We start from the raw sequence: 24,613 nt of genomic DNA on the forward strand, positions 1-24,613 counted from the left end.
GGGCGCGCGCTGGGAGAGGCCGATCGCGGTAATCCCTGCGGCAGGAAGTGTGAGGCAGGTCACTGAAAGGTTTCGCGGGAGCGGGAAATAACCGGGGAACCTCTCCCCGTTTAGCTGTGTGTCCGAGCGAAATGGGGACTCCCTCCCCGGATCGCCTCCCTCGGTCCGTAAGGAGTACGCCGTGCAGACCGCAACTCCCGCGCAGCACAAGGTTCCCCGGCCCCGCGCCGACGCCCTGCGCAACCGGGAGCGGATCGTCACCGCCGCCCGCGAGATGTTCGTCGAGCACGGGCCCGACGTGCCGCTCGACGAGATCGCCCGCCGGGCCGGCGTCGGCAACGCCACGGTGTACCGCAACTTCCCGGACCGCGACGCCCTCGTCCGCGAGGTCGTCTGCTCGGTCCTGGACCGCACGGCCGAAGCGGCCGAGCAGTCCCTCGCCCAGACCGGCGACGCGTTCGCCGCGCTGGAAAGCTTCGCGCACGCCGCCGCCGACGAACGGATCAGCGCGCTGTGCCCGATGGTCGCCGCCACCTTCAATCAGCATCACCCCGACCTGGAAGCCAGCCGGGACCGGGTCGAGCAGCTGGTCGAGGAGATCATGGGCCGCGCCCAGGCGGCCGGGCAGCTCCGGACCGACGTCGGTGTCGGCGACCTGCTGGTCGCCGTGGCCCAGCTCAGCCGGCCCCCGGCCGGCACGGACTGCCCCGCGGGTGACCGCTTCGTCCACCGTCATATCCAGCTGTTCCTGGACGGGTTGCGGGCCCCCGCCCGCTCGACCCTGCCGGGTACGGCCGTGAACCTCAAGGAGCTGCGCCGGTCCTGACCGGCATCCCGCCGACGACATCGACTCCACCGCCAGCCCGCCCTCCGTACCTCGGTTTAGCTCGATTTCTCATCGTTTTTTCGCCAACGAAGCTCTGAAGTGGGTACCACCATGTCCGAAACAGCCCTCAAGGCTCCCGGCCTCGCCCCGTCCGGCGACGCCAACCGCTGGAAAGCGCTCGTCTTCATCGCGCTCGCCCAGCTGATGGTCGTCCTCGACGCCACCATCGTGAACATCGCTCTGCCCTCCGCCCAGGTCGACCTGGGCATCTCCGAGGGCAACAAGCAGTGGGTCGTCACGGCCTACGCCCTCGCCTTCGGCGGCCTGCTGCTCTTCGGCGGCCGTATCGCCGACAAGTGGGGCCGCAAGCGCGCGTTCGTCATCGGCCTGACCGGCTTCGCCGCCGCCTCCGCGCTCGGCGGTGCGGCGACCACCGGCGCCATGATGTTCGGCGCCCGCGCCCTCCAGGGCGTCTTCGGTGCCCTGCTCGCCCCGGCCGCGCTCTCCCTGCTCGCCGTGATGTTCACCGACGCCAAGGAGCGCGCCAAGGCGTTCGGCATCTACGGTGCGATCGCCGGTGGCGGCGGCGCCGTCGGCTTCATCCTCGGCGGTGTGCTCACCGAGTACCTGGACTGGCGCTGGACGTTCTTCGTGAACATCCCGTTCGCCGTGATCGCCGCGCTCGGCGCGAACTTCGTCATCCGTGAGCCGGAGGGTGGCCGCAACCGCTCCCCGCTCGACATTCCCGGCGTCGTCCTGTCCACCCTCGGCCTGGTCGCGCTGGTCTACGGCTTCACCCGCGCCGCGTCCGACGGCTGGGGCGACAAGATCACCGTCGCCCTGTTCGTCGCGTCGGCCGTCCTCCTGCTGGCCTTCGTCGCCACCGAGGCCAGGGTCAAGGCGCCGCTGCTGCCCCTGCGCGTGGTCGCCGACCGCAACCGTGGCGGCATCTACCTCTCGCTCGGCATCGCGGTCATCGCGATGTTCGGCACCTTCCTCTTCCTGACCTACTACCTCCAGGTCATCAAGGGCTACTCGCCGATCAGCACCGGCTTCGCCTTCCTGCCGATGATCGCGGGCATGATGATCGGCTCCACCCAGATCGGCGCGCGTCTGATGATCCGGGTTCCGGCCCGGCTGCTGATGGGTCCCGGCTTCCTGGTCGCCGCGTCCGGCATGTTCCTGCTGACCCAGCTGGAGATCGGTTCGTCGTACGCCTCGACCGTGCTGCCGGCGATGCTGCTGCTCGGTCTCGGCATGGGTACGGCCTTCATGCCGGCCATGTCCCTGGCCACCCTGGGCGTCGAGCCCCGGGACGCCGGTGTCGCCTCCGCGATGGTCAACACCTCCCAGCAGGTGGGCGGCGCGATCGGCACGGCCCTGCTGAACACGATCGCCGCCTCGGCGACGACGTCGTACGTCAAGGACCACATCGCCACCGCCGCGACCAAGCCGCAGCAGCAGCTGGTCCAGGCTCAGGGCATGGTGCACGGCTACACCAACGCGATCTGGTTCGCCGTCGGCATGCTCGTGCTGGCGTCCATGATCGTCGTGACCTTCGTCAACGCCGGCAAGCAGGGCGGCCAGCCCGTGGCCTCCGGCGAGGGCGTCGAGGACGAGCTCCCGGTGCCGGTGATCGCCCACTGAACCCGTAGAGGCCCGTCCTGGCGCGCCTAGCGCAGCCAGGGCAGGTCGGCACCCGCTTCGTTGGGCTGGAGGCCCTCGGCGACGATCTCCATGATCTCGCCGAGGGCCTTCTGCTGTTCCGGGCTCAGCCGCTCGAACAGTGCCTGCCGTACGGCGGTCACGTGCCCGGGTGCGGTCTGGCGCAGCACCTCGTGGCCCTCGTCGGTCAGCACCGCGAACTGGCCGCGCTTGTCGGAGGGGCAGTTCTCGCGGCGGACCCAGCCGTTCTTCTCCAGGCGCGCGATCGCGTGCGACAGCCGGGAGCGGGTGATCTTCGCGTTCATCGCCAGCTCGGTCATCCGCAGCCGGCGGCGCGGCGCCTCGGCGAGGCCGACGAGCAGGCCGTAGTAGATGTGCGGCATGCCCGCGTCGCGCTGCAGCTGCCGGTCGAGGTGGTCCTCCAGCAGGGTGGTGGCGTGCAGATAGGCGCGCCAGACGCGCTGTTCCTCGTCGTTGAGCCAGCGGTGCCGTGCGTCGTCGGCGGGGTCCGGTGCCGTAGTCATGTGTCCCACTGTACGAGGCAGCTCCTTGAACTTTGAACAAGTCCGGCCTACTCTCGACGAGAGAGCTTTAGAGTTAAAGCATCTGGTAGAAACAGCCGGGAAAGCTGGGAAACGGGAGCCGTCGAGATGTCCGCCACCGCGCAGGAGCGCATGCCCGCCCTGTACCTCAGTCACGGTGCCCCGCCGCTCGCGGACGACCCCGTCTGGCCCGGCCAGCTCGCCGCCTGGGCCGCCGGCCTGCCCCGTCCCAAGGCGATCCTGATGGTCTCCGCGCACTGGGAGGAGGCCCCGCTCGCCCTCGGCGCCACGCGGACCGTCCCGCTCGTGTACGACTTCTGGGGCTTCCCCGAGCACTACTACCAGGTGCGGTACGCCGCCCCCGGCGCCCCCGAACTGGCAGAGTCGGTGCGGAAGTTGCTGCGCGCGCCCGGCGTGCCCGTCCAGGACATCCCGGACCGCGGGCTCGACCACGGCGCGTACGTCCCGCTGGTCGAGATGTATCCCGGCGCCGACATCCCCGTACTCCAGATCTCCCTGCCGACGCTCGATCCGCGCAGGCTGATGGACCTCGGCCGCAAGCTCGCGCCGCTGCGCGACGAGGGTGTGCTGATCGTCGGTTCCGGCTTCTTCACCCACAACCTGGCCGCCCTGCGGCACGTGGGCGCGGGAGTGCCGGGCTGGTCGGCGGAGTTCGACGACTGGGGCCGGCACGCGCTGGACTCGGGCGACGTCGACGCGCTGCTCGACTTCGCCCACAAGTCCCCGGCCGGGCGGCTCGCCCACCCGCGGACCGAGCACTTCGCGCCCCTCTTCGTGACGATGGGCGCGGCCGACGCGGCCGGTGAGCTGGACACCCGGCGCAGCGTCATCGACGGGTTCTGGATGGGGCTGGCGAAGCGGTCGGTGCAGTTCGGCTGACCCGGCCCAGGGCTACAGCTCCTTCTCGTACCAGGCCACGTCCCAGTACCGGCCGAACTTCCGGCCCACCTCGTGGTACGTGCCCACGTGCCGGAACCCGAAGCGCTCGTGCAGCCGGGCCGACGCCTCGTTCGGCTGGGCGATGCCGGCGTAGGCGCGGTGGACATCCTCGTCGGCCAGAGCCTTGAAGAGGGCGTCGTAGAGCAGCGTGCCGATCCCGCGCCGCCCGGCGTCGGGGGCGACGTAGACCGACGTCTCGACGGACGTCACGTACGCGGGCTTCGGCCGGTGCGGGCTGGACGTGGCGTAGCCCAGGATTCGCCCACCCGTCACCCGGCCACCACCCCTCGACGAGGCGTTTCGCGCCGCTGTGTCTGATTCATGTGGCCCCTGCGTGGCAACCATCAGGCGGTGGGGGCCGTCTTCCGGGTGGGAGAGCAGCCAAGGGCGGCGCTCTTCCGAAGTGAAGATCGCGGTATCGAAAGTGATGGGCGTCTCACGTACGTAATGGTTGTAGAGCTCGGTGAGGGAGTCGAGATCTTCCTCGACTCCCGGCCTGACCTGCACCTCTGTACGTCCGGACGACATCCCGCCTCCCCGTGGAGCGGACAGGGTACTGCATGATCAGAAAAATCGGGGGGCGGGTTGGGAATTCTGTCCGGATTCCAGTCGTTGTTTCCGTCGGACGCAGCATTCGGAGGAGTACCGGGCGGAGTCCCACCGGAGCGCCGAGGAGTGCCGAGCGTCCACCAGGACCACCCGCCAGCCCACCATCGCAAGGGAGCACGCATGGCAACCCGTGCCGTCGCCCGTCGTCAGTCCGCCACCGGCGAGACGGCCGACTCGGCAAGCAGTGTTCGCGCCCGAGCCGGCGAGATCGCCGACCGGGATCTGGTCGGCATGTACCTCGACGAGATCGCGCGTACACCGCTGCTCGACGCGGCCAAGGAAGTCGAGCTGTCCCAGACCATAGAGGCGGGTGTGTTCGCGAGGCAGGTCCTCGACGGCTACGAGGAGAGCGCGTCGGACGCCACCCGTGAGGAACTCGAGGCGCTGTTCGCCGCGGGGGAGCGGGCCAAGGACGTCTTCATCCGCTCCAACCTCCGCCTGGTCGTCGCCGTGGCCCGGCGCTACCCGCGCGCCGGCCTGCCCCTGCTCGACCTGATCCAGGAGGGCAACGCCGGTCTGGTGCGCGCGGTCGAGAAGTTCGACTACCGCAAGGGCTTCAAGTTCTCGACGTACGCCACCTGGTGGATCCGTCAGGCCATCACCCGCTCCATCGCCGACCAGTCCCGCACGATCCGGCTCCCCGTCCACCTGGTGGAGGAGCTGGGCCGCATCCGCCGCGTCCAGCGCGAGTTCAACCGCGAGAACGGCCGCGACCCGGAGCCCGCGGAGATCGCCACCGAGCTGGGCTCGACGCCGGAGCGCGTCACGGACGTGCTCGACTGGGCCCGCGACCCGGTCTCGCTGAACATGTCGGTGGACGACGAGGGCGAGACCCAGTTCGGTGACCTGCTGGAGGACACCTCGGCGGTGTCGCCGGAGCAGTCGGTGATGTCGCTGCTGCGCAGCGAGGAGCTGGACGACCTGATCGGCCGTCTGGACCAGCGCACGGCCTCGATCATCAAGATGCGGTACGGCATCGAGGACGGCCGCGAGCGCACGCTGACCGAGGTGGGCAAGGAACACGGCCTGACCCGTGAGCGCATCCGCCAGATCGAGAAGCACGCGCTGCTCGAACTGAAGAAGCTGGCCCGCGACACCGGCTTCGACGCGGCGGCGTAAGCGGCGTACGCGGTGGCGAAAGACGGCGCAAACATGGCGTAGTACCGCCGCTTCAACTCCGGGGCCCGAGGGAACAACCCTTCAGGGCCCAGGAGTTGGGCCCCAAGGGCCGCACTCCCGAGCCTCGCACGCCCCCCACACCGCACCGACTTCCCCTCGACGTGTGAGCCACGTCCCGACGCAATCCCCCCCGGCGCCGGGACCTCCCAGAGCCGGGTTCCGGCGCCCACCCCCCCCGGGCGCCGGAGCCCGGTCTTTTCGTACGCCTGCCGGACATGCTGGAAAAGCGGTCCACCCCGTACCTGAACCCCGGGGTGGACCGCCGGATGGCAGATTCTGCCACATGGGCATAGCCTGCCGATGTGAGCACCCCCAGCACCACCGGCAACGCCTCCCACCAGCTGTTTTCCGCCTCCGCCCCGGCCTCCCTCACCGAGCGCCGCAAGGCCGAGACCCGGATGGAGATCGCCCGCGCGGCGGCGTCCCTCTTCGCCGGCCAGGGCCTGCGGGCCACCCGCGCCGAGGACATCGCCCAGGCGGCGGGCATCGCCCCGCGCACCTTCTACCGGTACTTCGCCACCAAAGAGGAGGCGGTGGCCCCGCTCTACGCGGCCGGTGCCCAGTGCTGGACGGAAGCGGTCCGCGAGGCCCCGCCCGGACTCACCGTCGCCGAGGCCCTGGAACACGCCGTCCGCGGCACCCTCGCCCCCGGCGTCGGCGTCTCCGCCGCGTCCTGGGAGTGGGTCCGCACCCTGATCCACCTGGCCGCCACGAGCACCGCCCTGCGCAAGGTGTGGGCCGAGGTGTGCCAGGCGTCGGAAGGGGCACTGGCGGAGATTCTGGCGGAGCGCACGGCCGTGAGTGCGGCGGGTGAGGGCGACGCCCCGAGTGACGATGACGCTCCGAGTGGCGATGGCGCCGCGAGTGACGATGACGCCGCGAGTGACGATGACGCCGCGAGTGACGAGGGGGCCGCGGGCGGCGATGAGGCCGCCGGTGACGACGCCGCCGCGGACAGCGGTGCCCAGCCGGTGACGGTCACCCCGCGCCACCGCTTCGCCGCCGCCGTGGCCGGCGCCGCGGTCCGGGTGGCCGTGGAGACCTGGGCGGACACGGCGTCCCCGGCGACGGGCCCGGACGGCCCGGGAGCCCTGGCACTGCGCAACCTGGAGGCGCTGCGGGGCTTCGACTGGGGCGAGACCGGCTGACCGCCGGCTCCTGCGGCCTCTCGTTCGGGTCACGCCGGGCTCGATCCAAACGAAAGACCCTAGGCACCGCCCCCCGCCCGGCTCAACCGTCCCGCCAACTCCCTTACGCACTCCACCAGTTCCATCGGCGCCCGCACCTCGAACTCGCAGCCCACCATCGCCAGCCGTACCGCCAGCCACTCCACCGGGTCCTCGCTGGTGCCGCGCAGCACGCACCCGTCCGTGCCGTCCGGCTCCGGCTCGCCGACCCATGCCGGCACCCGCGTGGACACCGCCTCCACCGGCCCGGCGAAGCGCACCTCGAAGGCGTACGTCTCCCGCCGCCCCATCGACCGCCGCAGGTACTCCGCAGCCCCGCCCTCCGGCAACTCCCGCGGCGCGAACCGCACTCCGGTCGCGAACGGCTCGCTCACCCGGTCCACGCGGAACGTCCGCCAGTCGCCGCGGTCGAGGTCGTACGCGACCAGGTACCAGCGCCGCCCCGTCGACACCAGCCGGTGCGGCTCGGTCAGCCGCCGGGACTCGCCGCCCTGCTTGTTGCGGTAGGCGAACCGCAGCCGCTCGTGCCCGGCCACCGTCGACGCCATCACGGTCAGCGTCTCCGGCGCGATACTCGCCCCGTCCCCGCTGGTCAGCAGGGTCGTGGCGGCCTGAAGGGTGGAGACGCGGTGGCGCAGCCGGGCCGGCAGCACCTGCTCCAGCTTCGCCAGGGCCCGCACGGACGCCTCGTCCACCCCCTCCACCGCGTGCCCGGCCCCGGCCCGCAGCCCGACCGCGATCGCGACCGCCTCCTCGTCGTCCAGCACCAGCGGCGGCATCGCCTTGCCCGCCACCAGCCGGTACCCGCCCTCGGAGCCCTTCGTGGCCTGCACCGGGTAGCCCAGCTCGCGCAGCCGGTCGATGTCCCGCCGGACGGTGCGCCGGGACACCCCGAGCCGGTCCGCCAGCTCGCCGCCGGGCCACTCGCGCGGGGTCTGGAGCAGCGAGAGCAGCTGAAGAAGCCGGGCCGGTGTGTCCGTCGTCATGTCTACGAGCATCTCGTAGAAATAGGACACCATCTGACCTAATGGGCCTCTAGCTTGTACGCATGACCTCCGCAGAACAGACCCTCAACGCTCGGCAGGGGCCGGGCAGCGCCGCGCAGGACTCCGGCGACCGACGCCGCTGGCTGGCCCTCGCGATCGTGATGGCCGCGGCCTTCATGGACCTGGTCGACGTCACGATCGTCAACATCGCCATCCCGTCGATCCAGAAGGACGAGGGCGCTTCCCTCAGCCAGATCCAGTGGATAACCGCGGGTTACGCGCTGGCCTTCGCCGCCTTCCTGATCACCGGCGGGCGGCTCGGCGACATCCACGGGCGCAGGCGGCTGTTCCTCGTCGGCATAGCCGGTTTCACCGTGGCCTCCGCCCTGTGCGGCTTCGCCGCGAACCCGGAGATGCTGGTCGCCTCCCGCATCCTGCAGGGCGGCATGGCGGCGATGATGGTGCCGCAGGTGCTGTCGATCGTGCACGCCACCTTCCCGGCCCACGAACGCGGCAAGGTCTTCGGTCTGTTCGGCGCGGTCGTCGGCCTGGGCGCGGTCTCCGGCCCGCTGCTCGGCGCGCTGCTGACGGAGTGGAACCTGTTCGGTCTCGAGTGGCGGCCGATCTTCCTCATCAACCTGCCGGTCGGCATCCTCGCCTGGGTGCTCGGCCGCCGGTTCATCACCGAGTCCAAGGCCCCGAAGGCGCTGAAGCTGGACCTCGTCGGCGTCGCCCTGGTGGTGCTCGGCCTGCTGATGCTGCTCTACCCGCTCACCCGCGGCCGTGAGCTGGGCTGGCCGCTGTGGGGGTACGCCTCGATGGTCGGCTCGTTCGTGGTCTTCGCGGTCCTGGTGGCGTACGAGCGGCGCAAGGCGGCCCGGGACGGCTCCCCGCTGATCGAGCTGTCGCTGTTCCGCGTGAAGAGCTTCGCCGGCGGCATCGCCGTACAGACCGTCTTCGGTGTCGTGCTCGGCATCTTCTTCCTGGTCTGGACGCTGTACATGCAGGTCGGCCTCGGCTGGACCCCGCTGCGTGCCGGACTGACCGGGGTGCCGTTCTCGATCGCCGTGTCCATGGCGGCCGGGCTGTCGGTGCAGAAGCTGGTCCCGCGCTTCGGGCGCATGGTGCTCCAGGCGGGCGCGCTGATCATGGCCGCGGGCATCCTGGTCTACATCTGGGAGTCGCACCACTACGGCCTCTCCATCGCCGCCTGGCAGATGGCTCTTCCGCTGGCCGTGATGGGCCTCGGCATGGGCCTGATCGTCGCCCCGCTGACCGACGCGGTGCTGTCCGAGGTGCCGCGCGAGCACGCCGGCTCCGCGTCCGGCCTGATCAACACCGTGCAGCAGATGGGCAACGCGCTCGGGCTCGGGCTGGTGTCGGTCGTCTTCTTCGGGGTGATCGACGACCGGCTGACCCTCGCCCAGGTGGGCCCCGAGTTCGCGCACGGCTTCCGGTACGCGCTCGGGTGGTGCGCCGGGATCCTGGGCGTGATCTTCCTGCTGATGTTCGCGCTGCCGAAGCGGCCGGCGCAGCACGTGGAGGGGGCGGCGGACGCGGAGGGCGACAAAGAGGCCGAACTCGTGGCGTGAGCCCTGACGCCTCGCTCGGCGAAGGGCCCGGTACCTGCTGGTGCCGGGCCCTTTCGTATGCCCGACGACTGCACGGATTCGTAGTGCCTGCGACCCGCACGGAAGTCCGTTCATGCCCGAATGGCGCCCGAATCTGTTTACTTCCCGAAATTTCGGGCGTAACATCCAAGCGAAACCACAAGTTCGGGCATCACTGCGATCTGACTCGGAGGCGAACGGACATGTACGCACCGGAGCGACAGCAGGAGATCCTCCGGCTCGCCCGTGACGGCGGCCGGGTGGACGTACTGTCGCTGGCCGAGGAATTCCAGGTCACCGCGGAGACGATCCGCCGCGACCTGAAGGCCCTCGACCGTGCGGGCCTCGTCCGCCGGGTGCACGGCGGCGCCATCCCGGCCGGGCGCCTCGACTTCGAGCCGGACCTCACCGAGCGCGAGGCCACCGCCGCCGACGAGAAGGACCGCATCGCCAAGGCGGCCCTGGCCGAACTGCCCACCGAGGGCACGCTGATCCTCGACGCCGGTACGACCGTGGCGCGGGTGGCGGCGGCCATCCCGCTGGAAGCCTCCCTGACCGTCGTCACGCACAGCCTGCCGATCGCGGCCCGCCTCGCCGACCACCCGGGCATCCAGCTCCACCTCGTCGGGGGGCGTGTACGGCACCGTACGCGCGCCGCCGTGGACGCCTGGGCGCTGCGCGCGTACGGCGAGATCAGGGCGGACGTCCTCTTCGTGGCGGCCAACGGCTTCTCCGCCGAGCACGGTATGACCACCCCCGACCTCGCCGAGGCCGCGGTCAAGCGCGCGGCTGTCGCCGCCGCCCGCCGGGTGGTCCTCCTCGCCGACTCCGCCAAGCACGGCCAGGAGCACTTCGCCCGCTTCGGCGACCTGAGCGACGTGGACCTGCTGATCACCGACAGCGGGCTGAGCCCCGAGGACGCCGCCGTCATCGAGCGCGGCGGCACGGAAGTGATACGCGCATGATCCTCACCGTCACCCCCAACCCCTCCCTGGACCGCACCTACGAGGTCCCCTCCCTGGAGCGCGGCGAGGTCATCCGCGCGGCCGGTGAGCGCATGGACCCGGGCGGCAAGGGCGTGAACGTCTCGCGCGCCGTGGCCGCCGCCGGCCGGCGCACGGTCGCCGTTCTGCCCCTGGGCGGTGCGCCGGGGGCGGCCGTCGCCGGCCTGCTCGACGCACAGGGCATCGAGGTCGCGCCGGTCCCGGTCGCCGGAGCCACCCGCTCGAACATCGCGCTCGCGGAGGCGGACGGGGTGCTGACGAAGATCAACGCGCCGGGCCCGGAGCTGTCGGCGGCTGAGCAGGCCCTGCTCCTGGTCACCGTCCGCGAGCACTCCCGCGACGCCGACTGGATCGCCTGCTGCGGGAGCCTGCCCCGGGGACTCGCGCCCTCCTGGTACGCCGATGTCGTCATGGAGGCGCACGCCGGGGGCGCGCGCATCGCCCTGGACACCTCCGGGCGCGCGCTCCTGGAGGCGCTGCGCGCGCGGCCCGACGTGGTGAAGCCGAACGCCGAGGAGCTGGCGGAAGCCGTCGGGCGGCCCCTCGCGACCGTGGGCGACGCCCTCAAGGCGGCCGAGGAGTTGCGCGCGATGGGCGCGCGTGCCGTGCTCGCGAGCCTGGGCGCCGACGGGCAGTTGCTCGTGGACGACGCGGGCGCCTGGTTCGGCAGCGCGCGCGTGGCCGCCGTACGCAGCAACGTCGGCGCCGGCGACGCCTCCCTGGCCGGCTTCCTCATCGCCGGCGGCACCGGCCCGAAGGCCCTCGCCTGCGCCGTCGCCCACGGCGCCGCCGCCGTCCAGCTCCCCGGCAGCGTGATGCCGACCCCGGCCGACCTGGACCCGGCGGCGGTGCGGGTCACGGCCGAGATCCCGTTCGACCGCGAACTGACGGAGCCGGCGTCATGAACCCCCGCACCGGCTCCCGCACCTGCCCCCGTACGACCTCCCGCCACGGCAGCACCCCCGTCCCCCCTTCCGCCCACCCCCGTCCCCGGGCGGTACGCGTGCAGAGGAGCCCGCGATGAGCAGCATGATCACCGCGGAACTGGTCGACCTCGACCTGTCCGCCGGTACGAAGGAGGCGGCGGCGCGCAGCCTCGCCGAGCGCATGGTGGCACTGGGCCGGGTGACCGACCTGGAGGGCTTCCTCGCCGACGTGGCCGCCCGCGAGGCCCAGATGCCCACCGGCCTCGACGGCGGCATCGGCATCCCGCACTGCCGCAGCGCCCACGTCACCGAGCCGACGCTCGCCTTCGGCCGCAGCGCCGCCGGCATCGACTTCGGCGCCGCGGACGGCCCGGCCGACCTCGTCTTCCTCATCGCGGCCCCGGCGGGCGCCGACGACGTCCACCTCACGATCCTCTCCTCGCTGGCGCGTCAGCTGATGAACGCCGAGTTCACCGCCGCGCTGCGGTCGGCGTGCGAGGCGGAGACGGCAGCGGCGCTGATCCGGGGCGAGGAGGTGCCGCCGGCTGCGGCGCAGGGGCCTTCGGCGGAGCGCGCGAAGGATGAGGCGGGCGCCGCCGGTGCCCCCGAAGACTCCGCCGCGGCGCCGGTGGCGGCCTCCGCCGGCGCCGCGGCGGGCAGTACGGCGGGCGCTACGCCTTCGGGAGAGCGCCCCTTCCGGATCATCGCCGTGACCTCCTGCCCGACCGGTATCGCCCACACCTATATGGCGGCCGAGTCCCTGGAGAACGCCGGACAGGAGGCGGGCGTCGAGCTGATCGTCGAGACGCAGGGCTCGGCCGGCTTCACCCGGCTTCACCCGGCGGTGATCGCGGCGGCGGACGGCGTGATCTTCGCGCACGACATCCCCGTGCGTGACCAGGACCGCTTCGCCGGCAAGCCCACCGTCGACGTCGGGGTGAAGGCGGGCATCAACCGCGCCGCCGAACTGATCGCCGAGGTACGGGAGAAGGCGGCGCGCGGCGAGGTGACGGCCGCCGCCGGGCCGGGCGCCACGCCCGTGGAGCGCACCGGCGACTCCACCGAGGGCTACGGCACCAGGCTCCGCAAGTGGCTGATGTCCGGCGTCAGTTACATGATTCCGTTCGTCGCCGCGGGCGGCCTCCTCATCGCCCTCGGCTTCGCGATCGGCGGCTACAAGATCAACAAGGCGCCGTCGGTCATGCAGCACTTCGTGTGGACCCAGGCCGACAGCTGGGGCGCGCTGTGCTTCCAGATCGGCGTCGTCGCCTTCGGCTTCCTCGTCCCGGTCCTGGCCGGCTACATCGCCTACGGCATGGCCGACCGCCCCGGTCTCGTCCCCGGCTTCGTCGGCGGCGCGATCGCCCTCACCATCAACGCGGGCTTCCTCGGCGGCCTGGCGGCCGGTCTCATCGCCGGTGGCGTGGTGATGGCGATCCAGCGGGTCAGGATCCCGGCGGCGTTGCGCGGCATCATGCCGGTGGTGGTGATCCCGCTGATCTCCTCGGCGCTCGTCGGATTCCTGATGTTCGTGGTGATCGGCAAGCCCATCGCCACTGCGCAGCGGGGGATGACCGACTGGCTGAACGGCCTCACCGGCACCAACGCCGTCCTGCTGGGCGCCCTGCTCGGCCTGATGATGTGCTTCGACCTGGGCGGGCCGGTCAACAAGGTCGCCTACACCTTTGCCACCGCCGGCATCGCGGTCGCCAGCCCCAGTGACTCCGCGATGAAGATCATGGCCGCGGTGATGGCGGCCGGCATGGTCCCGCCGCTGGCGATGGCCCTGGCCACCACCGTGCGCGGGCGGCTGTTCACCCGGGCCGAGCGCGAGAACGGCAAGGCCGCCTGGGTACTGGGCGCGTCCTTCATCTCCGAGGGCGCGATCCCGTTCGCGGCGGCGGACCCACTGCGGGTCATCCCGTCCGCCATGGTGGGCGGCGCGCTCACCGGCGCCCTGTCGATGGCCTTCGGCGCCACCCTGCGCGCCCCGCACGGCGGCGTCTTCGTGGTCCCGCTGATCGGCAACCCGTTCCTCTACCTGATCGCCATCGCGGCCGGCGTCTGCGTCACCGCCGCCCTGGTGGTCCTCCTCAAGGGCATGCGCAAGCAGGCTCCCGAGACCACGGCGGCCGACTCCGCCGCCAACCCGCCCACGACGGCGAACGGGACGCCGGGGACGAAGCAGTCGGTGGCCGCCTGACCGCGAGCCGGTCAGCCCTGGGGGGCCGCGCGCCGCTCCATGGCGTCCCGGGCCGTGTCCTCCGAGACGTACACCTCGCACATGTGCCGTCCGTCGGGCGTCGCCGTGTGCTCGACCTCCCACAGGGAGAGCTCCGTGCCGTCCGCGAGGAGGAACGCATGCTCGTACAGCGCGAAGGTCAGCCCCGCCCGCCCGGTGCGCCCGGGCCGGCCGAAGGCCTGCGTGATCTGGTGCGCGCACGCCGTCGCCAGGAGCGCCGCGGTCTCGGCGTCCGGCCGGTCGGGGTTCTCGGCCCGGCGCAGCAGCCGGCGTGCGTGGTCCGCCGAGTCCTCGGGGGCGTACACATGCCGGGGTTCGGGGATTGCCCACAGCCGCAGCGGCGTCGGCAGCTCGAACTCCGGTGTGTCCAGCGGCAGTCCGAGCCGGGCCGTGGCGGTGTGCAGCTCCTCCGCGTCGATGTACACCTCGTGCTGCGTCTCACCGCCGGGCGCGGTGTTGTGCACCAGCTCCCACAGGGTGACCGCCGAGCCGTCGGCCAGCAGCCAGGTGTGCCGGTACGTCTCCCGGTGCAGCCCGGCGCTGTGGTGCGCGGAGCGCAGCGAACTGTCGTGCGCCAGCGCGCAGTCGAGCTGCCGTATCACCTCGTCGGGCAGCTCGAAGGAGTTCAGGGCACGGCCGAGGAGTCGCGCGAGATGCTCCTCCGGAGACTCGGGCGACTCGGCTGGTTCGTACGGCGCCGTCTCGTACGGAACGCTCAAGGCATCTCCCGGCGTTGCTGCATGTCACCTGGTGGGTGCATACCGTAGCCCCTCGGTCAGACATCATGTCCGGAAACCGAGAAAACGTACGCAAGGAAAACGTGCGGGCCGCGCGAGAAGTTCCCGCGCGGCCCCGCCTGTAGTCAAATCCCGCCGGTCAGGCGGCACCTCCGGCAGTCCATTCGCTCCAGGACATGTTCCAGCCATTGAGACCGTTGTCCGGGGCGACGGTGGTGTCGGGGGAGTGCTTCACGATCACGACGTCCCCGACGAGCGAGTTGTCGTAGAACCACTTGGCCGAGGTGTCGCCCTGCGCGCCCTGCACGTCCGCGAGACCGACGCACCCGTGGCTGGTGCCCTCCCGGCCGAAGGGCGGGTTGCCCTTGTTGTACCAGTAGTTTCCGTGGATGAACGTCCCGCTGGACGTCAGCCGCATCGCGTGCGGCACGTCCGAGATGTCGTACTCCCCGCCGAAGCCGACCGTCGAGCCGTTCATACGGGTCTGCTCGAACTTCTCGGAGATCACCATCTGCCCGTTGTACGTGGTGTGCTGTGCGCTGCCCGAGGAGATCGGCACCGACTTGAGCGTCTTGCCGTCCCGCACCACCGTCATGGTCTGCGTGTTGACGTCGACGGTGGACACCTGCGAGCGCCCGATGGTGAAGGACACCGTCTTCTTCTGCACGCCGTAGACGCCGTTCGTGCCCTCGACCCCGTCCAGGTCGATCTTCATCGTGACCTTGGAGCCGGCCTTCCAGTAGTCCTGCGGCCGGAAGTCCAGCCGCTGGTTGCCGAACCAGTGCCCGGCTACCTGCTGGCCGCTGCTGGAGCTGACCGTGATGTGCGCCTGCACGGTCTTCTTGTCGGTGATGGCCTTGTCGAAGGTGAACGACACCGGCATGCCGACGCCGACCGTGGTCCCGTCGTCCGGCGTGTAGGTGCCGATGAAGCTGTTCGATGAGGAGACGGTGGTGAAGATGGAGTTGGCCGCCGCCGTACGCCCGTTGCCGTCCTTCGCGGTCGCGTCTATCTCGTACTTCGTCCCGCGCTCCAGCTGGTGCTTCGGCTTCCAGCTGCCGCCGTCCGCCGATATCGCTCCCGGCACGGCGTGCCCCGACCCGGCCACGGTCATCTTCACGTCGGTCAGCCTGCCGCCGCTGACCTTCACCCCGGTCGCGTTGATGGACGCGCCCGTCGAACCGTCCTTGGCCGAGATCGCGATCTTCGCCGTGGACGTCTTGGGGGAGCTGTTGCCGTCCTTGCCCTCGTCGGTGGCGTTGGCGCTGCCGCCGCAGGCGGTCAGGGTGAAGGCGCCGACCATCAGGGCGGCACAGGCCACCAGTGCGCGCCGCGCTGCAATGTCCGGCGTTGTCACGGGCTGCTCCCAGTTCGTGTGATGTGCGTGGTCCGTTCCAGTGCGTGGAGAGAGAGGGCACCGGGACCCGCAGAGGTTCCCTCCGTCTCGGAGGAACACGATCACGTGACAGAACCGCGACAAACCAAGCCCTTGGCGCACCCTGAGCCACCCCCGCGCCCGGCTTCACCGCCCAGGCCGCGCCCCGTACAACTCCTCGTAGGACGGCCACACTCCACCCGGTCCGTCGACCGACTCGGCGGCGCGTACGGCCCGGACGATCGCGCGGGTCACGGCGTCCGCGCCGGCCGCGAGGATGTCGTTGAGCGCCGACGGCGCGGGGTCGAGGGGGTGCGTGCCGGTCGCCAGGGCGAACACCGTGTCGCCGTCGTGCAGCAGGTGCACCGGTCGCACGGCCCGTGCGATCCCGTCGTGCGCCGTGCCCGCCAGCTTCTGCGCCTGCGCCCTGGTGAGGTCCGCGTCGGTCGCGACCACCGCGAGCGTCGTGTTGAGCGGAGGCGGCGCGTTCCGGTCGGCGGTCTCGGCGAGCCGTCGGCGCGCCGCCTCGTGGACGCGCTCCTGCGGATACTCCACCCGCCCCTGGAAGAACTCCCCGTACAGCGCGCCCGTCTCCGGATCCACCACCGCCCCCGCGGCGTTCGCGACCACCAGCGCGGCCACCGTGATCCCCGAGCCGAGCACCGTGCTCGCGGTCCCCACGCCGCCCTTGAGCTGCCCGGCCGCCGCGCCGGTGCCGGCGCCCACGCACCCCTGCGGCACCCGGGCGCCGGGCGCGCTCGCCGCTGCCGCCTCAACGGCCGCGCGCCCCGTTTCCGCGCCCGGCCGGGCGCGGAAGTCGCCACCGCGCCCCAGGTCGAAGACGCACGCGGCGGGCACCACCGGCACGACCTGCGCCGGCTCCGCCCCCACCCGCACCCCGCGCCCCTGCTCCTCCAGCCAGGCCATCACTCCGGACGCGGCATCGAGCCCGTACGCGCTGCCTCCGGTCAGCACGACCGCGTCGATCTTCTGCACCACGTTGCGCGGGTCGAGCGCGTCGGTCTCCTTGGTGCCGGGCCCGCCGCCGCGCACGTCCACGGCGGCGACCACGCCGCCCTCGGGAGCCAGGACGACCGTGGTGCCGGTGAGCCAGCCGGCCCCGCGGCGGGTGGCGTGCCCCACCCGCAGTCCGGCGACGTCTGTCAGTGCGTCAACTGTCAGTGGTGCGTCAACTGTCATGCGGCCCAGTCTGGCCCACCCCGGCGACGCCCCGGAGGTGCTCAGCCGGCCGGTGCGGTGGCGTCCGCCCGGCGTTCGCGGGTGACCGTGCGTGCCGTCAGCTTCGTGCCGGTGGCCACCGCGGCGGCGGACACGAGCCCGGCCGCCGGCACTGCCCAGTCGCCGAGGAAGGTGCAGCACACGACCAGCAGGGCCGTGACCGGCAGTACCAGCTGCTGGGAGATGCCGACCTTGAAGTGGCGCGAGTGCAGTGCCCACACCGTCAGCAGATACAGCGCCGTCGGCAGGGTCACCGCCGCCGAGGCGGACAGCGCCGAGATGTGCGCCTTGCCCACCGCCTGCTCCACCGCCACCTCCAGGCCCGCACCGATCGCCGCGGCCGAGGCGAAGATCAGGTAGTGGCCGTAGCCCCACAGGAACGCCTGCTTGTTGGAGCGCAGATGGCTGTGGATGGGCACCACGAAGTAGATCCACCACGCGGAGAACACGATCAGCAGGCCGCCCGCCGCGATCGGCAGCAGTTCGCCCAGCGCCTGGTGCTCGTCCACGGCCGACTTCACGGCGACCGTGGCCGCGGCGATCGTCTCGCCGAGCACGATGATCGTGAACAGGCCGTACCGCTCGGCGATGTGGTGCGGGTGCCAGGACGTCGCGGAGTTCCGCTCGGCGAACACCGGCACGCTCAGCTCCGCGATCGCCATCACCAGGAACACCCAGGGCCGGGCGGGTTCGGGCAGCAGGACCAGCCCGAGCCAGCCGACCAGGCACAGCAGCACCCCGCAGGCGTACCGGACCGCCATGGTCCGCTCCGTGCCGGTGGCCGATCCCGCCGCTCTCAGCCACTGCGCGGCCATCGGCAGCCGCATGATCACGTAGCCGAGCCAGACGATCAGGAAGTCGTGGTGCTCGAACGCTCGGGAGACACCGGCCGCCAGGACCAGGACGCCGGCGATCTGGACCAGGGTGACGGCCCGGTACAGCGCGTCGTCGTTGTCGTACGCCGAGGCGAACCAGGTGAAGTTCATCCAGGCCCACCAGATGGCGAAGAACAGCATCGCGTAGTTGAGGATCCCGGTCCCCGTGTGCCCCGCGGACACGGCGTGCACCAGTTGCGCGCCCGCCTGCGCGATCGCCACGACGAAACACAGGTCGAAGAAGAGCTCCAGCGGGGAGGAGACCCGGTGCGCCTCGTCGCGCCCTCGCGCGGTGAGCCGTCGCAGGAGGCCCGAGGAGTGCTGCGCGCCCGGAGAGGCGGGCGCCGGAGCGGAACTCGACGTCATGCTCCCAGCACAGCAGAAAATCGGGCCCATATCTTGTGAACGGATTCACAAGTTTCGGAGGGTGCGCGACAGGACTGCACAGCGGACCGCTCGGGGCGGGGCCGTACCCTTGGGGCATGAGCAGCACCCCCGACCCCGAGCCGCGCGATCCCAAGGCCGCGCTGGTCTTCGACGACCCGCTGAACCAGCAGTCCTTGGACGACACCGACGGCGGGTGGGGCGAGCGCACGGACGGCGACAGCGCCGCCGACCTGAAGCGCTTCCTCGACGAGAAGCCGCCCCACCACCTCTGAGCCGCCCGCGCCGTCCGCAGGAGCGCGGTCAGCCCCCGTCGCGCCCCGAACCGCGCTGCGCGACCAGCGTGTCGCGGATCTCCTTCAGGACCTCCAGCTCGGTCACCTCGATGACCTCGTGCGTGCCCTCGCGCGCCTTCTTGCGGGCCTCCTGACGCGCCAGGTACTTCGACATCGGCAGGACCATCAGGAAGTAGACCACCGCCGCGGTGATCACGAAGCTCAGCGTGGCGCCGAGGACGGTGCCCCACAGGATCGGCACACCGCTCTTCACCGAGCCGTCCGCACCCACCTGGCAGGGATCCTTGAGGCACGAGCTGTAGTGGTCCAGGTTCTGCGTGCCGATGGCGCCGACCAGCGGGTTGATGACCCCCTTCACCACCGAGTTCACGATGTTGGTGAAGGCGGCGCCGATGACCACCGCGACCGCCAGATCGACGACGTTTCCGCGCATCAGGAAGGCTTTGAAGCCGTCCCAGACACTCGGTTCCTTCTTCGCGCTCACCTAGGGGACTCTCCTCGCGTGCACAGGGTGTGGAACGAAACGCTCCGCAACCTACGGCAAGGCGCGGCCATTGTGTCCAATTCCGCCCTGCGACCGAGGGACTTGACAGTAGATCGCCGCGAAAAAGCACCAGCCGGTTCAGCACAGCGTCACCGCCAGCCGTGCCGTGGCACTCGCGCCGACGAGCCGCGCCGCCGTGGCACGCGGCACCGACAGCACGACCAGCGCCCCGCTCTCAGCGGCGCCCTCCAGGGGATCCGGCAGCTTCGTCACCCGCACCCCGCGTGCGAGCACCCGGGCACCGCCGCCGGTCTGCGGGTCCTCCGCCACGATGACGTCGACCCGGTCACCGGGCCGTAGCAGCCGGACGGTGGCGGCGTCGGCGATCCGCACGGGCGCCGTCACCACGTCCGCCGCCGGGTGCCGGCGCAGGGGTTCCGCGGCCGGGCGCCCTCGGGCGCGCTCCGCATGGTGCGGCTCCGCGGCGGTGCGCGGCCCGGCCGCCACGAGCGCGGCGGCGGTCACGGCGAGACCGGCCGCCACGGCCCGCCGCCGCTGCCGCACGAGCCGCTGCAGCTGATACCCCCCGCCGCGTACGCGCACGGGAGCGAACTGCGGGATCTCGCGGGTCGCGGGGGCATCGGTGCCCAGCGGACACGGGATCCGCAGCGGCGAAGGCGCGGACAGGGACGAGGCAGAGGAAGAGGAAGAGGCCGTGGTCGGGGCCTGGGCTTGGGACTGGGTCGGATACGACGAGGACACGGACATGGGAATCACCACCGGCGACGAGGAATTCGGCTTGTGCTGCCACGATGACGCCTCGCGCCGAATCCCGCCGGAGCCGGTGGACTCCTGGCCGTTTGTGGATAACTCGCCCACCCGAACGGGGACTTCCGCAGCTGCCCGGACGGCGGAATCCCCCGTCGCGCTACGGCAGTTCGAACCCCGGATCCATCCTGCCGAGCGCGTTCACGCACAGGCAGTCCCGCGCCCCGGTCTCCGGCAGCGCCGCCACCGCGTCGAACAGGACGCCCCGCAGCCGGTCCACGTTGGCCGCGAACACCTGCAGCACCTCCTCGTGCGAGACGCCCTCGCCGGTCTCGGCGCCCGCGTCGAGGTCGGTGACCAGGGTCAGCGAGGTGTAGCAGAGCTCCAGTTCCCGGGCGAGCGCCGCCTCGGGGTGGCCGGTCATGCCCACCACCGACCAGCCCTGCGCCTGGTGCCACAGCGATTCGGCGCGGGTGGAGAAGCGCGGTCCCTCGACGACGACCAGCGTGCCGCCGTCCACCGGCTCCCAGTCCCGTCCGCGGGCCGCCTTCAGCGCGGCTGCCCGGCCGGCGGGGCAGTAGGGGTCGGCCATGGACACGTGCACGACGTTCGGCACCGTGCCGTCGGGCAGCGGAAGCCCGTCGAAGTAGGTCTGCTGCCGCGCCTTCGTACGGTCCACCAGCTGGTCCGGCACGAGCAGGGTGCCCGGCCCGTACTCGGGGCGCAGCCCGCCCACCGCGCAGGGGCCGAGGATCTGGCGGGCTCCGACCGACCGGAGGGCCCAGAGGTTGGCGCGGTAGTTGATGCGGTGCGGCGGCAGGTGGTGCCCGCGGCCGTGCCGGGGCAGGAAGGCGACGCGCCGGCCGGCGATCTCGCCGAGGAAGAGGGAGTCGCTGGGCGCCCCGTACGGGGTCTCGACCTGGACCTCGGTCACGTCGTCCAGGAACGAGTAGAAGCCCGAGCCACCGATTACGCCGATCTCTGCGTTCGCCATGACGAGCACATTAGCTGGCCGCGGAAAGACGGGGCAGCCGGTGCCGGGGGAGGACGCCGAAGACCCTGCCGTCGTACGACGGCAGGGTCCGGGGTGAGTGTTGTCAGGCGGCGGAGCTGCCGGCGGAGCTCGACGAGGACGACGAAGACGACGAGGACGACGACTTCGAGTCGGACGACGAAGAGCCGGCCGACGAGGAGCTCGACTTCGACGACGGGGTGCTGCTCGACGTGGAGCCGCGGGAGTCGTTGCGGTAGAAGCCGGAGCCCTTGAAGACGATGCCGACCGCGGAGAACACCTTCTTGAGGCGGCCGTTGCAGCTGGGGCACTCGGTCAGGGCGTCGTCGGTGAACTTCTGGACCGCCTCGAGGCCCTCGCCGCACTCGGTGCACTGGTACTGGTAGGTCGGCACTGTCTTCCTCCTGGCACTCTCACTCGATGAGTGCTAACGATCGTCCATATTAACCTGCGCCGCCCGCGAACGGAGTAACGTAAGTCACCTGCCTACGGGCAGCGGTCTGGGCTTGACCGCCACGAAGGCCCTTGTGCCCGAGTGGGAAGCCGCGTAGCGGCGGAGTCACAGTGACGTATTCCCGGGAGCGCGGACCGTCACATTTCACCGATCGCGACGGGTTCGCGATGGGCCGCGCCGCGCGTGACCAGCTTGGTCACGCGCGGCGGCATGAGCCGCGAACGCAGCGCCAGCAGGGTCACCAGCGCGAGCACGGTGCCGGCCATCGGCACCAGGAACCCGGCGCCGTCCCACAGCCGGTCCTCCAGCTGCCCGGCGACGGTGACGGCCGCCGCCTGGCCGAACGCGACCGCACCGGTCAGCCAGGTGAAGGCCTCGGTGCGGGCACCGGCCGGGACCAGGCCCTCGACCAGCGTGTAGCCGGTGATCAGCGCCGGCGCGATGCACATGCCGACCAGCAGGCCCAGAGCTGCCAGCAGCAGCACCGAGTGCGCCGTCCACAGGGCGGACGCGGCCAGCGCGAGCGCCGTGTAGCCGACGACCAGGCGCCGCTGCGGGGCGACCTTCCAGGCGATCGCGCCGCACACGACGCCGGAGAGCATGTTTCCCGCGGCGAAGACGCCGTACAGGACGCCGTTCAGGCCGGGCTGGCCGATCGACTCCGTGAACGCCGCCAGCGCGACCTGCATTCCGCCGAAGACCGAGCCGATGCCCAGGAAGGTCACGACCAGCACGCGTATGCCCGGCACGTGCAGCGCGGAAGCGTGCTGCACGCGCGCGTGCCCGCTCTCGGCGCTCACCGGCGGCTGTGTGCTCTTCTGCGCGGCGAACAGCAGACCGCCGACGAGGGTCAGCGCGGCCTCCGTCACCAGGCCCGCGGCCGGGGCCACGGTGGTGCACAGCGCGGTCGCCAGCAGGGGACCGAAGACGAAGGTCAGCTCGTCCGTGACGGACTCGAAGGCCGCCGCGGTGGTCATCAGGGGCGAGCCCTGGAGCTTCACGCCCCAGCGGGCGCGCACCATCGGGCCGACCTGCGGCACCGAGGCGCCGGTCGGGACGGCCGCCGCGAACAGCGCCCACAGAGGCGCGTGGGCCAGAGCGAGCGCGGTGAGGGACAGCCCCGACAGCGTGTGCACGAGGACGCCGGGGATCAGCACGGCGCGCTGGCCGTAACGGTCGGCGAGGCGTCCGCTGTAGGGGGCGAACAGGGCCATGGAGACACCGGTGGCAGCTGCCGCCGCGCCCGCGGCGCCGTACGAGCCGGTGGTGTGCTGCACGAGCAGCACGATGGAGAGGGTGAGCATCGCGAACGGCTGTCGCGCGGCGAAGCCGGGGAGCAGGAACGTCCAGGCGCCGCGGGTGCGCAGCAGTTGTCCGTATCCCGGGCGGGAGGACGCCGGCGGGTTCTCCGCCGACTCGGTGGTGACCGTGGATGCCACGGCCCGTGCCTTTCTGCCGCCTGGTAGCGCCACCCCTGTCGTGGGGCGGGTCGGCCTCACGGGGGCGCCGAGAGCTGTCCTCTTGCGCGGAACTGCGGTAGATACCGGTCCCACGGTGGTGGGCTCCCCGGCCGCCATACGGTCGCGCCAGCTCTGCGTCAGGCAGAGTTGGATCGATCTGACTGCCTTGATACTACAGGGATCAAGGCCTTGTGCTCCTGTGAAAATGAGCACCATAGGGGTGTTCACCTGGCATTAACGCGCGCCTCGTCCGTCCGTGCCCAGCCACCCGGCCAGCTTGCCGCCGCGTGCGACCGCGCGCAGGCGGCGCTCCGCCGCGTCGCGGACGGGGTCGGTGGCGACCACGAGGAGTTCGTCCCCGTGCCGCAGCACCGTCGTGGGGAGCGGAACGAACGATCTTCCGTCCCGCACGACGAGCGTGACGGCGGCCCCGGCCGGCAGCCGCAGCTCGTTGACCTCCACGCCGTGCATCCGCGAGCCCTCCGGGATCGAGACGGACAGCAGATGCCCGCGCAGCCGCTCCAGGGGCGCCGACTCGATGCCGAGGTCGGCCGCCTCGCCCTCCTCGCCGAGCCGCAGCGCGCGCGCCAGCCAGGGCAGTGTCGGCCCCTGGACGAGGGTGTAGACGACGACCAGCACGAAGACGATGTTGAAGATGTGGCGGCTGCCCTCGACGCCGTTCACCATGGGGATCGTCGCCAGGATGATGGGCACGGCGCCACGCAGTCCCGCCCACGACATCAGGGCCTGTTCCGGCCACGGCACCCGGAACGGCGTCAGGCTGAGCACCACGCTCAGCGGGCGGGCCACCATGGTCAGCACCATGCCGATGACCAGGGCGGGCCACACGTCGTCGCCCAGGTCGTGCGGGGTGACCAGCAGGCCGAGCAGGACGAACATGCCGATCTGGGCGATCCAGCCCAGCCCCTCCGCGAACCCGCGCGTGGCGGGCCAGTGCGGGAGCTTCGCGTTGCCGAGCACCATCGAGGCGAGGTAGACGGCCAGGAAGCCGCTGCCGTGCCCCAGGGCGCCGGCGGCGTACGCCGTCACGGCGATCGCCAGGACGGCGATCGGGTAGAGGCCGGAGGCGGGCAGGGCCACGTGCTTGAGGCCCCAGGAGCCGAACCAGCCCACCGCGAGGCCTATGGCGGCGCCGAAGGCCAGTTCCAGGGTGATCTTGCCGAGCAGGAGGTACCAGTGCTCGACCGGGCCGGCCTGGGAGAAGGCGACGACCAGGATGACCACCGGGGCGTCGTTGAAACCGGACTCCGCCTCCAGCGTGCCCGTCACGCGCGCGGGGAGGGGAATTCTCCGGAGCACCGAGAAGACGGCCGCGGCGTCCGTGGACGAGACCACCGCGCCGATGATGAGCGCATGCCGCCACTCCAGACCGACCAGATAGTGCGCGCCCGCCGCCGTGACACCGACGCTGACGGCGACCCCCGCCGTGGCCAGGACCGAGGCGGACGCCAGGGCCGGCCGGATCTCCTTCCACTTCGTGCCGAGGCCGCCTTCCGCGAGGATCACGACCAGGGCCGCGTAGCCGATGACCTGGGTCATCCCGGCGTTGTTGAAGTGGATGTTCCCGACGCCGTCCTGGCCCATGAGGATGCCGATCCCCAGGTAGACGAGCAGGCTGGGGAGCCCGCTGCGTGAGGAGATCCGGACGGCCGCGACGGCGACGAGCAGGACGAGGGAGCAGACGAGCAGGAGCTGGTCGAGGTGGTGGACAGTCAGCGGCGGTTCCTCCTCCGGGATCTGCAGGTACTTCGTTACCTTACCTAGTTACTCTA

23 protein-coding genes are annotated in these 24,613 nt (G+C 71.5%); 10 read left to right on the forward strand and 13 right to left on the reverse strand.

The window, feature by feature from the left end; all coding sequences use genetic code 11:
* Positions 1–181: 181 nt before the first annotated feature.
* Together ACWD35_RS10415 and ACWD35_RS10420 are read left to right on the forward strand one after the other, a co-directional pair.
* Positions 182–826, forward strand: coding sequence for a TetR/AcrR family transcriptional regulator (locus tag ACWD35_RS10415; RefSeq protein ID WP_451350757.1), 645 nt, complete (start codon positions 182–184; stop codon positions 824–826).
* A gap of 111 nt (positions 827–937) precedes the next feature.
* Positions 938–2,473, forward strand: a complete 1,536-nt coding sequence (locus tag ACWD35_RS10420) for an MFS transporter (RefSeq protein WP_451350758.1) — start codon at positions 938–940, stop codon at positions 2,471–2,473.
* A gap of 26 nt (positions 2,474–2,499) precedes the next feature.
* Here the strand turns inward: ACWD35_RS10420 and ACWD35_RS10425 are convergent, their stop codons facing one another.
* Positions 2,500–3,015, reverse strand: a complete 516-nt coding sequence (locus tag ACWD35_RS10425; RefSeq protein WP_451350759.1) for a MarR family winged helix-turn-helix transcriptional regulator — start codon at positions 3,013–3,015, stop codon at positions 2,500–2,502.
* Positions 3,016–3,141: 126 nt separating this feature from the next.
* Here ACWD35_RS10425 and ACWD35_RS10430 point away from each other — a divergent pair, with 126 nt between their 5' ends.
* Positions 3,142–3,933 (forward strand): dioxygenase family protein, encoded by a 792-nt coding sequence (locus ACWD35_RS10430; RefSeq protein WP_451350760.1) that lies wholly within the window; start codon positions 3,142–3,144, stop codon positions 3,931–3,933.
* A gap of 12 nt (positions 3,934–3,945) precedes the next feature.
* Here ACWD35_RS10430 and ACWD35_RS10435 read toward each other — a convergent pair whose 3' ends face one another.
* Positions 3,946–4,521, reverse strand: coding sequence for an N-acetyltransferase family protein (locus ACWD35_RS10435; RefSeq protein WP_451350761.1), 576 nt, complete (start codon positions 4,519–4,521; stop codon positions 3,946–3,948).
* Between the two features lie 201 nt (positions 4,522–4,722).
* Between ACWD35_RS10435 and ACWD35_RS10440 the strand changes: the two genes are divergently transcribed.
* Together ACWD35_RS10440 and ACWD35_RS10445 are read left to right on the forward strand one after the other, a co-directional pair.
* A complete protein-coding gene (locus ACWD35_RS10440; protein ID WP_451350762.1) occupies positions 4,723–5,721 on the forward strand; it encodes a sigma-70 family RNA polymerase sigma factor in 999 nt (332 codons plus the stop codon).
* A 458-nt stretch (positions 5,722–6,179) separates the two neighbouring features.
* Positions 6,180–6,929, forward strand: a complete 750-nt coding sequence (locus ACWD35_RS10445) for a TetR/AcrR family transcriptional regulator (protein ID WP_451350817.1) — start codon at positions 6,180–6,182, stop codon at positions 6,927–6,929.
* A gap of 59 nt (positions 6,930–6,988) precedes the next feature.
* Here ACWD35_RS10445 and ACWD35_RS10450 read toward each other — a convergent pair whose 3' ends face one another.
* Positions 6,989–7,954, reverse strand: coding sequence for a helix-turn-helix transcriptional regulator (locus ACWD35_RS10450; RefSeq protein WP_451350763.1), 966 nt, complete (start codon positions 7,952–7,954; stop codon positions 6,989–6,991).
* A 62-nt stretch (positions 7,955–8,016) separates the two neighbouring features.
* Between ACWD35_RS10450 and ACWD35_RS10455 the strand changes: the two genes are divergently transcribed.
* From ACWD35_RS10455 to ACWD35_RS10470, 4 genes are all read left to right on the forward strand, one after another.
* Positions 8,017–9,546, forward strand: a complete 1,530-nt coding sequence (locus ACWD35_RS10455) for an MFS transporter (protein WP_451350764.1) — start codon at positions 8,017–8,019, stop codon at positions 9,544–9,546.
* Between the two features lie 221 nt (positions 9,547–9,767).
* Positions 9,768–10,529, forward strand: coding sequence for a DeoR/GlpR family DNA-binding transcription regulator (locus ACWD35_RS10460; protein WP_451350765.1), 762 nt, complete (start codon positions 9,768–9,770; stop codon positions 10,527–10,529).
* Positions 10,526–11,473, forward strand: coding sequence for a 1-phosphofructokinase (gene pfkB / locus ACWD35_RS10465; protein WP_451350766.1), 948 nt, complete (start codon positions 10,526–10,528; stop codon positions 11,471–11,473). Before ACWD35_RS10460 ends, pfkB begins: the two co-directional genes overlap by 4 nt.
* A gap of 115 nt (positions 11,474–11,588) precedes the next feature.
* A complete protein-coding gene (locus ACWD35_RS10470; RefSeq protein WP_451350767.1) occupies positions 11,589–13,697 on the forward strand; it encodes a PTS fructose transporter subunit IIABC in 2,109 nt (702 codons plus the stop codon).
* Between the two features lie 11 nt (positions 13,698–13,708).
* On the opposite strand, the gene ACWD35_RS10475 is transcribed toward ACWD35_RS10470, so the two are convergent.
* From ACWD35_RS10475 to ACWD35_RS10490, 4 genes are all read right to left on the reverse strand, one after another.
* Positions 13,709–14,455 (reverse strand): DUF6227 family protein, encoded by a 747-nt coding sequence (locus tag ACWD35_RS10475; protein WP_451350768.1) that lies wholly within the window; start codon positions 14,453–14,455, stop codon positions 13,709–13,711.
* Positions 14,456–14,612: 157 nt separating this feature from the next.
* Positions 14,613–15,830, reverse strand: a complete 1,218-nt coding sequence (locus tag ACWD35_RS10480) for a L,D-transpeptidase (protein ID WP_451350769.1) — start codon at positions 15,828–15,830, stop codon at positions 14,613–14,615.
* Between the two features lie 165 nt (positions 15,831–15,995).
* Positions 15,996–17,048, reverse strand: a complete 1,053-nt coding sequence (locus ACWD35_RS10485; protein WP_451350770.1) for a P1 family peptidase — start codon at positions 17,046–17,048, stop codon at positions 15,996–15,998.
* A 41-nt stretch (positions 17,049–17,089) separates the two neighbouring features.
* Positions 17,090–18,328 (reverse strand): low temperature requirement protein A, encoded by a 1,239-nt coding sequence (locus tag ACWD35_RS10490; RefSeq protein WP_451350771.1) that lies wholly within the window; start codon positions 18,326–18,328, stop codon positions 17,090–17,092.
* A 116-nt stretch (positions 18,329–18,444) separates the two neighbouring features.
* On the opposite strand from ACWD35_RS10490, the gene ACWD35_RS10495 reads away from it, so the two are divergent.
* The gene (locus tag ACWD35_RS10495; RefSeq protein WP_451350772.1) at positions 18,445–18,621 is read left to right on the forward strand and encodes a hypothetical protein; all 177 of its coding nucleotides are present in this window, start codon (positions 18,445–18,447) and stop codon (positions 18,619–18,621) included.
* A 28-nt stretch (positions 18,622–18,649) separates the two neighbouring features.
* Here the strand turns inward: ACWD35_RS10495 and mscL are convergent, their stop codons facing one another.
* The 6 genes from mscL to ACWD35_RS10525 all read right to left on the reverse strand — a co-directional run bounded on the left by mscL (position 18,650) and on the right by ACWD35_RS10525 (position 24,584).
* Positions 18,650–19,126, reverse strand: coding sequence for a large conductance mechanosensitive channel protein MscL (gene mscL / locus ACWD35_RS10500; protein ID WP_451350773.1), 477 nt, complete (start codon positions 19,124–19,126; stop codon positions 18,650–18,652).
* A 138-nt stretch (positions 19,127–19,264) separates the two neighbouring features.
* Positions 19,265–19,894 carry a hypothetical protein gene (locus tag ACWD35_RS10505; RefSeq protein ID WP_451350774.1) on the reverse strand — a complete coding sequence of 210 codons (630 nt, stop codon included), beginning with the start codon at positions 19,892–19,894 and terminating at the stop codon, positions 19,265–19,267.
* Between the two features lie 160 nt (positions 19,895–20,054).
* Entirely contained in the window at positions 20,055–20,888 is an 834-nt protein-coding gene (locus tag ACWD35_RS10510) for an S-methyl-5'-thioadenosine phosphorylase (protein ID WP_451350775.1), read from the reverse strand.
* A 103-nt stretch (positions 20,889–20,991) separates the two neighbouring features.
* The gene (locus ACWD35_RS10515) at positions 20,992–21,300 is read right to left on the reverse strand and encodes an FmdB family zinc ribbon protein (RefSeq protein ID WP_451350776.1); all 309 of its coding nucleotides are present in this window, start codon (positions 21,298–21,300) and stop codon (positions 20,992–20,994) included.
* A 197-nt stretch (positions 21,301–21,497) separates the two neighbouring features.
* Positions 21,498–22,799, reverse strand: coding sequence for an MFS transporter (locus tag ACWD35_RS10520; RefSeq protein WP_451350777.1), 1,302 nt, complete (start codon positions 22,797–22,799; stop codon positions 21,498–21,500).
* A 255-nt stretch (positions 22,800–23,054) separates the two neighbouring features.
* The gene (locus ACWD35_RS10525; protein WP_451350818.1) at positions 23,055–24,584 is read right to left on the reverse strand and encodes a potassium/proton antiporter; all 1,530 of its coding nucleotides are present in this window, start codon (positions 24,582–24,584) and stop codon (positions 23,055–23,057) included.
* Positions 24,585–24,613: the final 29 nt, after the last annotated feature.

The organism is Streptomyces sp. NPDC002671 (assembly GCF_053592475.1).

Excerpts from the sequence above, each read along its gene's own strand:
- ACWD35_RS10420 (WP_451350758.1), top strand. The coding sequence starts at position 938 with ATGTCCGAAACAGCCCTCAAGGCTCCCGGCCTCGCCCCGTCCGGCGAC.
- ACWD35_RS10425 (WP_451350759.1), bottom strand. The coding sequence starts at position 3,015 with ATGACTACGGCACCGGACCCCGCCGACGACGCACGGCACCGCTGGCTC.
- ACWD35_RS10430 (WP_451350760.1), top strand. The coding sequence starts at position 3,142 with ATGTCCGCCACCGCGCAGGAGCGCATGCCCGCCCTGTACCTCAGTCAC.
- ACWD35_RS10435 (WP_451350761.1), bottom strand. The coding sequence starts at position 4,521 with ATGTCGTCCGGACGTACAGAGGTGCAGGTCAGGCCGGGAGTCGAGGAA.
- ACWD35_RS10440 (WP_451350762.1), top strand. The coding sequence starts at position 4,723 with ATGGCAACCCGTGCCGTCGCCCGTCGTCAGTCCGCCACCGGCGAGACG.
- ACWD35_RS10445 (WP_451350817.1), top strand. The coding sequence starts at position 6,180 with ATGGAGATCGCCCGCGCGGCGGCGTCCCTCTTCGCCGGCCAGGGCCTG.
- ACWD35_RS10450 (WP_451350763.1), bottom strand. The coding sequence starts at position 7,954 with ATGACGACGGACACACCGGCCCGGCTTCTTCAGCTGCTCTCGCTGCTC.
- ACWD35_RS10455 (WP_451350764.1), top strand. The coding sequence starts at position 8,017 with ATGACCTCCGCAGAACAGACCCTCAACGCTCGGCAGGGGCCGGGCAGC.
- ACWD35_RS10460 (WP_451350765.1), top strand. The coding sequence starts at position 9,768 with ATGTACGCACCGGAGCGACAGCAGGAGATCCTCCGGCTCGCCCGTGAC.
- pfkB (WP_451350766.1), top strand. The coding sequence starts at position 10,526 with ATGATCCTCACCGTCACCCCCAACCCCTCCCTGGACCGCACCTACGAG.
- ACWD35_RS10470 (WP_451350767.1), top strand. The coding sequence starts at position 11,589 with ATGAGCAGCATGATCACCGCGGAACTGGTCGACCTCGACCTGTCCGCC.
- ACWD35_RS10485 (WP_451350770.1), bottom strand. The coding sequence starts at position 17,048 with ATGACAGTTGACGCACCACTGACAGTTGACGCACTGACAGACGTCGCC.
- ACWD35_RS10490 (WP_451350771.1), bottom strand. The coding sequence starts at position 18,328 with ATGACGTCGAGTTCCGCTCCGGCGCCCGCCTCTCCGGGCGCGCAGCAC.
- ACWD35_RS10495 (WP_451350772.1), top strand. The coding sequence starts at position 18,445 with ATGAGCAGCACCCCCGACCCCGAGCCGCGCGATCCCAAGGCCGCGCTG.
- ACWD35_RS10505 (WP_451350774.1), bottom strand. The coding sequence starts at position 19,894 with ATGTCCGTGTCCTCGTCGTATCCGACCCAGTCCCAAGCCCAGGCCCCG.
- ACWD35_RS10510 (WP_451350775.1), bottom strand. The coding sequence starts at position 20,888 with ATGGCGAACGCAGAGATCGGCGTAATCGGTGGCTCGGGCTTCTACTCG.